This window comes from Flavobacterium sp. SM2513, assembly GCF_050908145.1.
GTDB lineage: Bacteria > Bacteroidota > Bacteroidia > Flavobacteriales > Flavobacteriaceae > Flavobacterium.
On sequence record NZ_CP194228.1, the window covers coordinates 2152890 to 2165774 of the forward strand.

Annotated in this window: 12 protein-coding genes; 6 read left to right on the forward strand and 6 right to left on the reverse strand. The window is 33.9% G+C overall.

Annotation, left to right across the window (positions count from 1 at the left end):
- Positions 1-86: 86 nt before the first annotated feature.
- Positions 87-1502, reverse strand: a complete 1416-nt coding sequence (nirK, locus tag ACQ5J2_RS08985; protein WP_432673286.1) for a copper-containing nitrite reductase — start codon at positions 1500-1502, stop codon at positions 87-89.
- Positions 1503-2131: 629 nt separating this feature from the next.
- On the opposite strand from nirK, the gene ACQ5J2_RS08990 reads away from it, so the two are divergent.
- Positions 2132-2515 (forward strand): hypothetical protein, encoded by a 384-nt coding sequence (locus ACQ5J2_RS08990; RefSeq protein ID WP_432670074.1) that lies wholly within the window; start codon positions 2132-2134, stop codon positions 2513-2515.
- Positions 2516-2573: 58 nt separating this feature from the next.
- On the opposite strand, the gene ACQ5J2_RS08995 is transcribed toward ACQ5J2_RS08990, so the two are convergent.
- Entirely contained in the window at positions 2574-3641 is a 1068-nt protein-coding gene (locus tag ACQ5J2_RS08995; protein ID WP_432670075.1) for a branched-chain amino acid aminotransferase, read from the reverse strand.
- A 239-nt stretch (positions 3642-3880) separates the two neighbouring features.
- Here ACQ5J2_RS08995 and ACQ5J2_RS09000 point away from each other — a divergent pair, with 239 nt between their 5' ends.
- From ACQ5J2_RS09000 to ACQ5J2_RS09015, 4 genes are all read left to right on the forward strand, one after another.
- Entirely contained in the window at positions 3881-4372 is a 492-nt protein-coding gene (locus ACQ5J2_RS09000; protein WP_432670076.1) for a DUF4920 domain-containing protein, read from the forward strand.
- The gene (locus ACQ5J2_RS09005) at positions 4372-4815 is read left to right on the forward strand and encodes a hypothetical protein (protein ID WP_432670077.1); all 444 of its coding nucleotides are present in this window, start codon (positions 4372-4374) and stop codon (positions 4813-4815) included. Before ACQ5J2_RS09000 ends, ACQ5J2_RS09005 begins: the two co-directional genes overlap by 1 nt.
- Positions 4816-5484 (forward strand): tRNA (5-methylaminomethyl-2-thiouridine)(34)-methyltransferase MnmD, encoded by a 669-nt coding sequence (gene mnmD / locus ACQ5J2_RS09010; RefSeq protein WP_432670078.1) that lies wholly within the window; start codon positions 4816-4818, stop codon positions 5482-5484.
- A 99-nt stretch (positions 5485-5583) separates the two neighbouring features.
- On the forward strand, positions 5584-5778 hold the full coding sequence (locus tag ACQ5J2_RS09015; protein ID WP_432673288.1) for a hypothetical protein: 195 nt from the start codon (positions 5584-5586) through the stop codon (positions 5776-5778).
- Between the two features lie 25 nt (positions 5779-5803).
- Here ACQ5J2_RS09015 and ACQ5J2_RS09020 read toward each other — a convergent pair whose 3' ends face one another.
- Complete coding sequence (locus ACQ5J2_RS09020; RefSeq protein WP_432670079.1) at positions 5804-6745, reverse strand: LysR substrate-binding domain-containing protein; 942 nt, start codon at positions 6743-6745, stop codon at positions 5804-5806.
- A 109-nt stretch (positions 6746-6854) separates the two neighbouring features.
- Between ACQ5J2_RS09020 and ACQ5J2_RS09025 the strand changes: the two genes are divergently transcribed.
- Entirely contained in the window at positions 6855-7334 is a 480-nt protein-coding gene (locus ACQ5J2_RS09025) for a Dps family protein (protein ID WP_432670080.1), read from the forward strand.
- 52 nt (positions 7335-7386) lie between these two features.
- Here the strand turns inward: ACQ5J2_RS09025 and ACQ5J2_RS09030 are convergent, their stop codons facing one another.
- The 3 genes from ACQ5J2_RS09030 to ACQ5J2_RS09040 all read right to left on the reverse strand — a co-directional run bounded on the left by ACQ5J2_RS09030 (position 7387) and on the right by ACQ5J2_RS09040 (position 12883).
- Positions 7387-7800 (reverse strand): thiol-disulfide oxidoreductase DCC family protein, encoded by a 414-nt coding sequence (locus tag ACQ5J2_RS09030; protein ID WP_432670081.1) that lies wholly within the window; start codon positions 7798-7800, stop codon positions 7387-7389.
- A 6-nt stretch (positions 7801-7806) separates the two neighbouring features.
- A complete protein-coding gene (locus ACQ5J2_RS09035; protein ID WP_432670082.1) occupies positions 7807-9975 on the reverse strand; it encodes an endonuclease MutS2 in 2169 nt (722 codons plus the stop codon).
- A 232-nt stretch (positions 9976-10207) separates the two neighbouring features.
- The gene (locus tag ACQ5J2_RS09040) at positions 10208-12883 is read right to left on the reverse strand and encodes a YfbK domain-containing protein (protein WP_432670083.1); all 2676 of its coding nucleotides are present in this window, start codon (positions 12881-12883) and stop codon (positions 10208-10210) included.
- Positions 12884-12885: the final 2 nt, after the last annotated feature.

Genomic DNA, 12885 nt, shown 5'->3' on the forward strand with positions numbered 1-12885 from the left:
AAGCTTATTAAACTTCCCGCTAATACGATTGCTAGAGTACTGTAAATTATAGTTTTCATTTGTATTAAATATTAAATTCTTTATTTTTATTCGTGCATGTCTTTCACTTTCACAGGAGGTTTTGCTCTTTGTGTTTTTACCATTGCTGGAGTGATTACTGTTTTATTGTTACCCCAACTGTTGTAAACATAAGTCATAACGTCTGATATTTCTTGGTCAGTTAAGTTTTGAGACGTCATTACTGAATTGTATTTTTTACCGTTTACTGTAATTTCACCAGTCAATCCGTGTAATACTGCATCAATAGCGCGACTTGGATTTGCATTTAGATAATCAGATTTTGCAAGAGGAGGGAATGCATTTGGAATCCCTTGACCTTCCGCTTGGTGACATGCAAAACATGTATTTCCGTATATGTTTTTACCGTCTGCTACTTGTTGTGCAACTGATTTACTTACTATAACCTCTTTACCAGCAATTTTCTTAGGCATTGTTTGGATAGCGCCACCTTCTGGCAAATAAATTCCTTCCTGTTTTGTTCCAGAATAAATCTTAGCATTTTCAGCACCTTCCACTTTTAACATTCCCAAAGCACCCTTGTTGAATGCTCTAAAAATAGAGTGATCAACTAAAATAAAGGTTCCCGGTACATCTACTTTGAACTCTACAATTGCAGCTCCACCAGCAGGAATTAAAGTAGTTTGCACATTTGTATTAATCATATCACCACCTTCAATATGCACTCTGTCAAAAATTTCTCCAATAACGTGAAAGGAAGAAACTAAGTTTGGCCCACCGTTACCCATGTAAATTCGTACTGTTTCGCCTACTTTTGCAGTTAATGCACCGTCACCTGTCAAGGCTCCCACCTTACCATTAAACACTACATAATCAGCATTTTCCTCAATCGCTTTATTCATATCAAACGCTTGCATGCCCGGATCTCCGTATTTTCCTTTTGTATAGAAATCTCCTTGCATCACGTAGTACTCTTTGTCTACTTTTGGTAAACCTCCTTCTGGCTCAACTAAAATTAAACCGTACATTCCGTTTGCAATGTGCATTCCAACTGGAGCTGTAGCGCAGTGGTAAACATATAAACCAGGATTTAAAGTTTTAAAACTAAATGTTTTTTCATGTCCTGGAGCAACTAATGAAGACGAAGCTCCACCACCAGGACCAGTTACAGCATGTAAGTCAATGTTGTGGGGTAATTTATTATCTGGGTGATTTTTAAGTGTAAATTCTACTTCATCACCAACACGTGTTCTAATGAAACTTCCAGGAACGCTTCCGCCAAATGTCCAATACATATATTTAGTACCATCAGTCATTTCACCTTCCTGTTCTAAAATCTCCATGTTTACAATCAGCTTTTTAGCAAGTCGGTCGCCAACTGGTGCTGGTACAAATGGAGGTGAAGTTAATTCAGCATTCATAGTACCTTTAACAGGAACATCCGCATAATTAGTTTTGGAATCGTTGTTCTGTTTACATGCCATACTCAGGACACATGCAGTACTCAAAATCAGGGCTTTTTTTACAAAATTTGTCATAGCGATGATATTTTTTAAATTGGATTGATTACAGTTTATTACTCTATTATTTATAGGTCAAAATTACAGGACACACACGTCTTTTAATATGATTTTTATCATATTTCAAAAATAAAATTAAAATAATGGAAGATTTTTAAAACTATAGTATATGCTATAGTTTAAGAATGAAGTTTTGACAAAAAATAAATTTACAGTTATTTAATGATGATAAAACATTTCATGATAAACAATTCACAAAATTTTTAAAAACGATACAGATTATTTTGTAGAAAAGGGTTATCTGTAGAGTATAATTGTTAAGAAAGTGAATTTTTAATCTTTGAGATAAGTCTTAATCGCAAACAGTAATACGATAAACAGTACAAAGCACAACAAGATAACGTAAGTGTTTTTATAAAATTTAGTATGAATTTTTCTGTCTTTGATATAGCTAAAGATAATTACAGCAATAAAAACAGTAGCAAAAATTCCAGCAAAAATTAGTTGGCCTTGACTAAACATATTATTTTTTTTGCGAAATTAATCAATAAATCCTTAATTTTGGATACATCGTACTAATTAATTTCAACACTATGCAAAAGCAATTAGATGCCGTCAAAGAATTTCATAAGACATTTAAAATTGGATACAGTCAAGTTCCAAAATCGAGTCTTGGCGAAAACAAAAATCTACTGAGGTATAATTTGATGAAAGAGGAAAATGAGGAGTATTTACAAGCAGTTCAAGACAATGATTTAACGGAGATTGCAGATGCATTGGGTGACATGTTATATATTCTTTGCGGTACAATTATCGAGCACGGACTGCAAGATAAAATTGAAGCCGTTTTTGAAGAAATTCAGCGAAGTAATATGAGTAAATTAGATGAAAATGGTCAACCCCTTTATCGTGAAGATGGAAAAGTCATCAAAGGCTCTAACTATTCTAAACCCAATTTCGAAAAAATCTTACAATAAAAAAAATTGCAGTGCATTTCAAGATAAAACAACACTGCAATTCGTTAATGCTTATTTATTAAACTTTTACCGTCCAATCAAAAGTATCTTCGGCTAATTTATATTGAATGTCGTTTAACACTTTTTTTAATCTTAACGCGAATGAATCTTCCATTTTTGGAAGTTCATGATATTTGTCCTTATACGAAAACCCGACAATTGGATTTACAACTGCAGCCGTTCCTGCTCCAAAAATTTCTTTTAAATCACCGCTTTTCATACCGTCAATTAACTCTTCTACAAATACAGGACGAATTTCAACCTTGATTCCGCTTTTCTCAGCAATAGCAATTAAACTCTTTCGGGTTATTCCATCCAAAATTCTTTCGCTTGTAGGTGCTGTAACTAAGGTATCTTTAATTCTAAAGAACACATTCATTGTTCCTGCTTCTTCTAGTTTTGTATGTGTTGCATCGTCTGTCCAAATGATTTGCTGAAATCCTTCTTTATTGGCCAAAGCTGTAGGATAAAACTGACCAGCATAATTTCCAGCTGCTTTTGCAGCACCAATCCCGCCATTTGCGGCACGACTGTAATGTTCAGCAATCACTACTTTAACTTCGCCCGAATAATAGGAACTGGCAGGTGATAAAATAATCATAAAACGGTATTCTGCAGAAGGTGAAGCAATAACACCTGTCCCAGTTGCAATCATAAAAGGTCGAATATATAAGGAATTTCCCGAACCTTTCTTAACCCAATCTTTATCTATTTCAAGCAATTGTTGTAAACCATCTAAAAATATGGCTTCGTCAACTTCTGCCATAGCCATTCGTTCAGCTGATTTATTGAAACGCTTATAGTTTTCGTCAGGTCTGAAAAGCCAAACAGAATCGTTTTCGTCTTTAAATGCTTTCATTCCTTCAAAAATTGCTTGACCATAATGAAACACTTTTGACGACGGATCCATCAAAAATGGAGCATAAGGTTTAATTTCCGGTTTTTGCCAAGCACCATTTTTATAATCGCAAACCAACATGTGATCTGTAAAAACAGAACCAAAAGTAAGATTATTGAAGTCTACTTCGTTAATTTTACTTGATGTAACTTTTGTAATGTCAATTGATAAATTGGACTTTGAACTCATGTGCGGTATTTTTTTAAATTTATTTATTTTGGTATTTAATGATCCAGAAATTGTACGACTCATTATAGCATGCTAAAATAGTAAAATTAAATGTACTTTTTCCTGCAATGAAATTTTTTAAATATATTTTACTTCTTAGATATTTTCTAAATTGATACCTATCGGTAATTTTTCTTGTCTGTTTTGAGAAAGTTTAAATAATCTGCCTATTTTTGTCGGTAATAATTAAATTTAATCTTATGAAAAATATCTTTATTTTATCATGTTCTTTGCTTTTATTGGTAAGTTGTAAAAAAGAAACAGCAGAAGTTGTTGCAGAACCTCAAGCAACTTATGAAAGTTTCGGTGCAAAAATAGTTGCTGATGACGCATTAACATCAAAAGAAATGTTGGAAAAATACCAAAGCTTGAAAGCAGGTGATACCATTGATGTAAAATTTAAATCGGCAATTAAGGAAGTATGTAAAAAGAAAGGTTGTTGGATGTCAATCGAGCTTCCTGAAAATCAAGAGACATTCGTGAAATTTAAAGATTATGCGTTTTTTGTGCCTAAAAATGCCGATAAAAGTATCACAATCATGAGTGGAAAAGCGTTTATTGATAGTGTTTCTGTAAATCAATTGAGACATTATGCGAAAGATGGTGGTAAATCTGAAGAAGAAATTGCACAAATTACGAGTCCAGAAGTAAAGTTTGGCTTTGAAGCTAACGGAGTGTTGATTCAGAAATAATGAAAAAGTTTTTTACTACATTTTTTATAATTCTCGTTTGTTTTTCATGCAAGAAAAACGACACAGTTTCTAGCGATAAAAACGGAGCCACCGAATCAAGCAAAGAATTCGATATGTATGAAATGTCAGAAATGGCACTGCTGATGGAACAAATGTACAAGGATAACGAACATTTAAAGGAGCGTATTAAAAAAGGGGACACCATTGGTAAATTCCCAAATCATTTCCTGAAAATTCACGCAGCAGTGATGACGGATGAACAAGAAAATGATGCCTTTTTTAAAGTTCAAGCATCAAATTTCATTAAAGCACAAGAATTGATTTACGAAGATCCTAAAAATGCTAAAGAACATTTTAATTCAGGAATTGACGCTTGTGTTCAATGCCATGAAGTAAAATGTGGTGGGCCAATTCCGCGAATTAAAAAACTCTACATTAAATAAATGAAAAGAGAAATTGTTCAAACTTCCGATGGCTCCACAACTATTTTCTTGCCAGATTGGAATGAAAATTATCATTCTAAACACGGGGCAATTCAAGAAGCAAAGCACGTTTTTATAAAAAATGGTTTTGCTCAATTTGACCAGAAAGAAATTTCCATTTTGGAAATTGGTTTTGGCACGGGTTTGAATGCATTTATCACTTTTCTCGAAGCTAAAAAAGCCAATATCAAGGTTAATTATTCGGGAGTAGAAGCGTATCCCGTAGATTTTAATGAAATTGCTCAAATGAACTATGTTGGTGAGCTTCAAGCAACTGATTTTGAAGCGGAGTTCCAAAAAATGCATGCTTCTGAATGGAATGAAAATGTTAAAATTTCAAATGATTTTTGTTTAACGAAACGTCAACAATTTTTTATTGAAATTGAAGATGTTGAACAGTTTGATTTGATTTATTTCGATGCATTTGGATACAGAGTTCAACCAGAATTGTGGAGTACTGAAATCTTCCAAAAGATGTTTACCGCTTTAAAACCGGGCGGTGTTTTAGTAACTTATGCCGCAAGAGGTGTTGTAAAACGGAGTATGATTGAAGTTGGTTTCACAGTTGAAAAATTAGAAGGACCTCCAGGCAAAAGAGAAATGTTTAGAGCTTCAAAAGTAATTCTTTAACATTTTGATTGGTTTTTATTAACATTTGACATGTAAAAGCTATTGCATAATTCATTAAATTTGAATTCAACAATTGTAAAAAACAGGAAGTCGGAAATTATGAAGAAAACCATGTTCAGTTACACAAAAAATGTATTGGAAAGAGTGAGTTTTGACCCATTACTCTTTTGCAAAGAAGTTAGAAAAGCACTTAAAGTGTTGTTGCCTTACGAAATCGAACAATTAAAGGATTGGTTAATGCAATACACTGAAGAAAAACCAGAGTTACAACATTGTCAATTACTATTAAATTAATTTAAAGGAGCTTTTAGCTCCTTTTTTATTTTTTAGAAATTGGGCTCACAATCTGTACATTGTCAAACGCAATGGCACCTCTAACCACTCCAGAAATTGTAGTTCGTAAAGCGTCGATGATGTGAATTTTTAATTCTGTTTTTGGAAATATTAAACTCACTTCTCGAGCAGGTTTAGGTTCTACAAAGTGATGTAAATGTTTTTTATCTTTTTCGTTTAAATCTAAAGTATGTAAAAAAGGAAGTAAAGTAGTTCCTAAGCCCTCGTTAGCCAACTTTACTAAAGTTTCGAAGCTTCCACTTTCCAATTGGAAAGAAGTGCCTAAACCAGCACTTGAATTTTTACATAAATTAAGGATTCCATCTCTAAAACAGTGTCCGTCTTGCAAAAGAAGAATTTCTTCAAGATTCAAGTCACTGATTTCTATTTCTTTTTTATCCGCTATTTTATGATTTTCTGGAATATAAGCTACAAAAGGTTCATAATACAAGACAATTTCTTTCAACTTTTCCTCTTGTAAAGGAGTAGAAGCAATTGCCGCATCCAAATGGCCGTTTTTGAGACGTGTGATAATTTCATCGGTGTTCAGCTCCTCAATAATCAGCTTTACTTTGGGATATTTATTAATGAAATTGCTCAAAAACATCGGTAATAAAGTAGGCATAACCGTCGGAATAATTCCTAATCTGAATTCGCCACCAATAAAACCTTTTTGGTGTTCTACAATGTCTTTAATTCGGTCGGCTTCAATTACAATATTTTTTGCTTGAGCGACAATTTTCTCTCCAATTTCTGTCATTTGAATCGGTTTTTTCGAACGATCAAAGATTTGAATTTTTAACTCTTCTTCAATTTTCTGAATTTGCATACTCAAAGTAGGTTGCGTTACGAAACATTTTTCAGCAGCCAAAGTGAAATTTCGGTGTTCTGCTACAGCAAGAACATATTGTAATTGAGTAATTGTCATTATATCATATTTTTAGCAAATTTAAGAAAACTATAGGTTTTAGTTATACTCAAACCATTAAATATTTTGTAATTTTATTCAACAATAATATTAACAGTAAAACACAATTATGAAAACAAATATTTTAGGATTACCCGTGAAAGAATCAGCAGAAATGGTAACGGAATTAAATGTTCTATTATCCAACTTTCAAGTATATTACCAGAACTTAAGAGGAATTCACTGGAACATTCGTGGAAAAAGATTTTTTGAATTGCATGTTAAGTTTGAAGAATTATACAATGATGCTCAACTGAAAGTAGACATGGTTGCCGAACGAATTTTAACTATTGGAGGAAATCCATTGCATACGTTTGAAGATTACATCAAACACAATAAGCTGCAAGTAGGAAAATCAATTTCAAATGATGAAAAAGCCGTTCAACTAATTATTGATTCACTTTCTGATTTATTAAAAATTGAAAGAGACATTTTAAACAAGTCTGACGATATCAATGACGAAGGAACAAATGCTTTGATGAGTGACTTTATCGCTGAACAAGAAAAAACAATTTGGATGATGAGAGCTTGGGCTGAAGAAAGTTTGTAATCCCAAGTTTGTAAAAGTAGAAGAGCCGTTTCAAATCATGAAACGGCTTTTTTTATGCTAAAAATTTCGCTTCTAATTCAGGTGTTGGAATCATACAAACGTCTTTTTTCCCATACCACTTATACCGATTTCTTGCTACATAATCATAGATGGGGTTTCTTAAACTCGAAGGAATTATTTTGAATATTACAGGCCATTTTAAAAAGCCATTTAACTCTTTTATGATTTCCAACGCGGCATCTGATTTGTAAAAATAAGCAACCCCTGGTTCGTATAGAATAATACTATCTGTTTTCGAGTTATCAATTTTCAGATAATTCAAGATTTCTTTACCTAAATCAGATTGCAAAGCAACAAATCTAAAAACGTCTTTTTTATCGTGTTTAATCACATATTGAATGGATTCGTCACACAAATTGCAAACGCCATCAAAGAGAATTATTTTTTTATTTTCAGGTAAATTCATAATAATTTATTTTTTTGCATCAACAAATTCTAAAACAGCAATATCTGTTTTTGAAGTAAATGTGCCGTAGTTGACGAAGGCTTTATTCCGTTCAATTTTGTCGATACTTCCTATTGCTTTTCCATCAATCATTCTGACGCGGTCTCCCACTTTTAAAGTTATTTTAGGTTTTTCAGGAATTAAAGCAGCTTCGATTTTCTTTTCTTTTTTAACTTGCCGAATTTCTTCTACATGTACTTCAACTTCCTTAATAATTTCTTTCTTTTTGACTTCAATTACCTTTTTTTCCTTTGGAGTAGCCTTTTTTCGTTTGGAATTTTCAATTTCAACCATTTTTAAGAATTCTCCAATAAGTACTTTCTTGTCTTTTGAATTGAAATATTTATCAGCCAAATCATCCACTTTTTGTCCTAAATAAATAGCTTTTTGATTGCTATCATATAGTTCTTGGTAGCTTTCTAGTTTTTGCTTGATTTTAGCATTCGTACTTTCTAGTTTCTTACCTTCTTCGCGTGCTTTTACTTCTTCTTCTTTTAAATTTGAAGATGTTTTTTCAAGTTTCGAGCGTTCTTTTTGCAACGTAGCTATGGTTTTATCAAACCGCACTTTTCCTACTTCAATCTTCTTTTTTGCTCGATTGATTAGACCAAAAGGAATTCCGTTTTTCTGTGCCACTTCAAAGGTAAAGGAACTTCCGGCTTGTCCGAGAACTAATTTATACAATGGTTCTAAAGTTTTTTCGTCAAAAAGCATATTGGCATTTTGAGCGAAGGGCAATTCATTAGCTAGTATTTTTAAATTGGAATAATGCGTGGTGATGATTCCAAAAGCTTCTCGGTGATAAAATTCTTCTAAGAAAATTTCTGCCAATGCACCACCTAACTCAGGGTCAGATCCGGTACCGAATTCGTCAATCAGGAAAAGTGTTCTCTTATTGCACTTTTTCAAAAAGTAATTCATGTTTTTTAGTCGGTAACTGTACGTGCTTAAATGGTTTTCTATCGATTGATTGTCACCAATATCCGTTAGAATTCTATCAAAAAGGAACGTTTCGCTTCGTTCGTGAACCGGAATTAGCATTCCACTTTGTAACATTAATTGCAGCAATCCAACGGTTTTTAGCGAAATGGTTTTTCCTCCCGCATTCGGTCCAGAAATGACGATAATTCTGCTTTCTTGATTGAACTCAAAAGTTTGCGGAAGCGTGATTTCTTGCTTCTGTTTATTGGTTAAATATAAAATAGGGTGGAAGGCATCTCTGAAAAAGACCCTCCTATTGTCAGTGATTTGAGGCAAAATTCCGTTGATGCGGTTGGCATATTTGGCTTTCGCCGAAATCACATCTATTGTACTTAAAAAGTCTTGGTAGTCAATTAATACAGTTAAAAATGGGCGAATCGTTTCCGTCAATTGTTTTAGGATTCGTTTTATTTCTTCCTTTTCTTCGTACTCTAAATTGCTTAATTCTCGAGAATAATTTAAGGTGGCTTCAGGTTCAATGTAAGCGATGCTTCCTGTTTTTGAACTTCCTAAAATAGAGCCTTTTACTTTTCGTCGGTACATGGCGAGAACGGCAAGTACACGTCGGTTTTCGACAAAACTTTCCTTAATATCGTCAAGATATCCCAAGCCGTGGTATTGTGTTAATGCGGCACCGAAACTCTGGTTGACTTTACCACGAACCAAGTTGATTTGCTGTCTAATTTCTTGTAAAAGTGCCGAAGCATTGTTCTTTACTTCCCCGTGTTTGTCCACGATTTCTTCAATTTTCTTGACAATCTCCTTCGTATATTCGACTTCAAGAGCCATTTTGTTTAAGAAAGGATAATAGTCGTCGAATTTTTTAAAAAAGAGTAAAAGGACATTTGCAGTTTCAGAAAGTGTCGCGATTTTCTTAAAACTACCCACTTCTAAAAAGCTGTTTTCTATTGCTAAAAATTTGATTTCATGATGAATGGCGTCAAATCCGGGGTTGGGTATAAAATTATTATTGGTGTAAGAAGCCACGTATTCTGAGGTTTGCATCAAAGCATTCATCAGGGATTCTTTTTCTTTGAAAGGTAAAATTTTTAACGCTTTTTCCTTACCTATTTCAGTCACACAATGCGAGGCAATGGTTTCTAAAATAGTCGGGAATTGTAAATCGTCAAGGGTTTTTTCGGTTATCGAAATCATGTTTTTATAGCGAATTTGCAAGGGGTCAAAGTTACAATCTTTCGTCTGATTTTTTATAGGTTTTTTGGTTAGTAAAGTGTTAAAAGAAATCTTGTAAAGCAGTACCTTTTCATTTAAATTGTCAAATCTTTCAGTTCGATTGATTCTAAAGCACTTTTATAAAATCATTTTAAAAAAAAAGCGGATTCATACAATTTGTATAAATCCACTTTTAGCTAAATTTAAAAAGATATTATTTGGCAGTTTCCACGAGTCTGATAAACTCCGCTTTGTAACCTTCCTCGTCATTGTTGAGTCCTTTTTTTGCTAAAGCTTTAATAGCATTCAAATCTTTATTAGGTATGAGTTTGGAGTCTCTCAACGTCAACCCGAACCAAGCAACTGCGGAACAAAATTTGAAATCAGATGAAGTCGCATTTAAGTCAATCGAATTGTTTTCAATAACGTTTACCATTTCAATACTTTTATCGCCGTCGGGTTTTTTATAGCGAAATTTAATCGTGGCAAGTTCATCGTTAAAGACATTCGTTTCCGTTTGGTTCTGTGTGTATTTTAATGGAATTTCCGTTTTGAAAAAATCGCTTTCTACACCAATCGGAATTATTTCATATAGAGCCGTTACCGTGTGACCGCTTCCCAATTCTCCGGCATCAATGGCGTCATTGGTAAAATCTTCGTCGCGTAATTTTCTGTTTTCATAGCCAATTAATCGATAGGATTTGACATGTTTCGGATTGAATTCTATCTGAATTTTTACGTCTTTGGCGATAGCAAACATCGAACCCTTGAATTCTTTTCCTAAAAATCGATTGGCTTCTTGAATGTTATCGATATAGGCGTAATTTCCGTTGCCTTTATCGGATAGAATTTCCATTTTACTGTCTTTGTAATTCCCCATTCCGTAACCCAGACAAGTCAAAAACACACCTGATTTTCGTTTTTCTTCAATGAGCGTTTGCATATCTGTATTCGACGAACCTCCAACGTTGAAATCGCCATCTGTTGCCAGAATCACACGGTTGTTTCCGTTCTTGATGAAATGTTCTTGTGCGGTTTTGTAAGCCAATTCAATTCCGGCACCACCAGCGGTACTTCCACCAGCACTTAATTTTTCAAGTGCTTCAATAATGGTTTGTTTTTCATTACCTGATGTAGGAGGTAAGACCATTCCGGCAGCTCCTGCATAAACAACGATGGACACTTTATCCTTTTTTCGCAATTCTTTGACTAGAATTTTCATGGATTCTTTGAGTAAAGGCAATTTGTTTTGGTCGTTCATCGAACCCGAAACATCAATCAAAAACACCAAATTTGAAGCAGGAAGTTGGTCAGACGGAATCACTTTTCCTTGCAAACCAATTCGCAGTAATTGATGTTTGGCATTCCAAGGAGCAACACTGTATTCTGTGGTTATTGCAAACGGGTCACTGTTTTTAGGTTGCGAATTATTGTATTTGAAAAAGTTAATCATTTCTTCTACTCGAACCGCATCTTTAGGAACTTTCTGTCCGTTATTGATAAAACGACGCACATTGGTGTAAGAGGCATTATCCACATCAATTGAAAAGGTAGAAAGGGGTGTGTTCACGGGACTTTCAAAAGCATTTTCGTCGAAAGAGTCGTAGTCTTCTTGTTCTATCTTTTGCCGAATAGCTAATGGTTTTGTTTTCTCCAATTCCCTTATCTTTTTTCTAAGTTCTTTCTTAGAAAGGTTTTTGAACTTGCCATTTTTTGTAGTAATTATAATTACTCCATTAGCCGCTCGACTTCCGTAAATTGAAGTAGCTGCCGCGTTTTTTAGAACTTCCATGTTTTTAACGTCCTTCGCATTTAGTGCAGAAATTTGAGATTCATCTATTGGAACTCCATCAACAATGTACAATGGAGTTCTGTTATCATTTAGAGAACCAAAACCACGGATACGAATTGTTGCATCACTTCCTGGAACTCCAGAACCTGAAAATATATTTACTCCAGCAACTTCACTTCTTAACGCTTGCGAAGCATTAGATATTTTTTTTGCTTGACTATTTTTAACTTCAATTTTAGCAGCAGTTCCTGTATAAGCTTCCTTAGTTTTCATACTATAAGCTACAACAACTACTTCTTGTAAATTTGAAATATCATCTTCTAACGCAACAACAATATTCTGTTTTTTGGTAACTGTGACAATACTTTCTTTCATTCCAATATACCTGAAAACCAACTGGTCGCCTAATTTTACTTTCAATGAAAATTTGCCATCAAAATCAGTTGCTACTCCTTTATGAGTTCCTTTTATTACAACACTTACCCCAGGTAATGGTAATCCGTCACTTTTTGAAGTAACAATACCGTTTACCGTTTTTTCGCCTGTAACTTTATCTATAGTTACTGCTGAAGTTACAATGGAACTTTGTGTTTCAATTATATTTTCTTCCAAAACTAAAGGAGAAATAACGATGACATCTGCTTGTTTAAGGCTCATTTTTGCCGCATCTTCCTCTATCACAGACGAAGGTTCTTGAACCGCAACCGCTGTTTTCTGTTGTTCTTTTTTCAGAATCTTTACGGTATTTTCTGCATCAAAATTTTCAGTTGGAGGCAGTATTTCTTCATCGTTTTCTGACGAATTATCCATTTCAATTGGAACAGTTGTCTCTTCTATTTTCGGAGTATTTACGACAGAATTTGTTGTTGGTAAAATGATTTCATCTTCCGAAAATAACTGATATCCTAAAGTAAGAAAGAGTAAAAGTGAAGCAGCAACCGCTAATTTTTTCCACCATATAACTGGTTTTTTATCATCCTCTTTGTCTAATTTCTGTTCAACACGTGCCCAAATTTTTTCCATTCCTGGAACTGGGTTCGTTTCACTATTTCGAGCGGCTTGCTGAAATTGTTGGTCTATTTTATGTTTATTGTCCATGA

Excerpts from the sequence above, each read along its gene's own strand:
- ACQ5J2_RS09025 (WP_432670080.1), top strand. The coding sequence starts at position 6,855 with ATGAAAACAAATATTTTAGGATTACCCGTGAAAGAATCAGCAGAAATG.
- ACQ5J2_RS09035 (WP_432670082.1), bottom strand. The coding sequence starts at position 9,975 with ATGATTTCGATAACCGAAAAAACCCTTGACGATTTACAATTCCCGACT.
- ACQ5J2_RS09005 (WP_432670077.1), top strand. The coding sequence starts at position 4,372 with ATGAAAAAGTTTTTTACTACATTTTTTATAATTCTCGTTTGTTTTTCA.
- ACQ5J2_RS09030 (WP_432670081.1), bottom strand. The coding sequence starts at position 7,800 with ATGAATTTACCTGAAAATAAAAAAATAATTCTCTTTGATGGCGTTTGC.
- ACQ5J2_RS09040 (WP_432670083.1), bottom strand. The coding sequence starts at position 12,883 with ATGGACAATAAACATAAAATAGACCAACAATTTCAGCAAGCCGCTCGA.
- mnmD (WP_432670078.1), top strand. The coding sequence starts at position 4,816 with ATGAAAAGAGAAATTGTTCAAACTTCCGATGGCTCCACAACTATTTTC.
- ACQ5J2_RS09020 (WP_432670079.1), bottom strand. The coding sequence starts at position 6,745 with ATGACAATTACTCAATTACAATATGTTCTTGCTGTAGCAGAACACCGA.
- nirK (WP_432673286.1), bottom strand. The coding sequence starts at position 1,502 with ATGGCATGTAAACAGAACAACGATTCCAAAACTAATTATGCGGATGTT.
- ACQ5J2_RS08995 (WP_432670075.1), bottom strand. The coding sequence starts at position 3,641 with ATGAGTTCAAAGTCCAATTTATCAATTGACATTACAAAAGTTACATCA.
- ACQ5J2_RS09015 (WP_432673288.1), top strand. The coding sequence starts at position 5,584 with ATGAAGAAAACCATGTTCAGTTACACAAAAAATGTATTGGAAAGAGTG.
- ACQ5J2_RS08990 (WP_432670074.1), top strand. The coding sequence starts at position 2,132 with ATGCAAAAGCAATTAGATGCCGTCAAAGAATTTCATAAGACATTTAAA.
- ACQ5J2_RS09000 (WP_432670076.1), top strand. The coding sequence starts at position 3,881 with ATGAAAAATATCTTTATTTTATCATGTTCTTTGCTTTTATTGGTAAGT.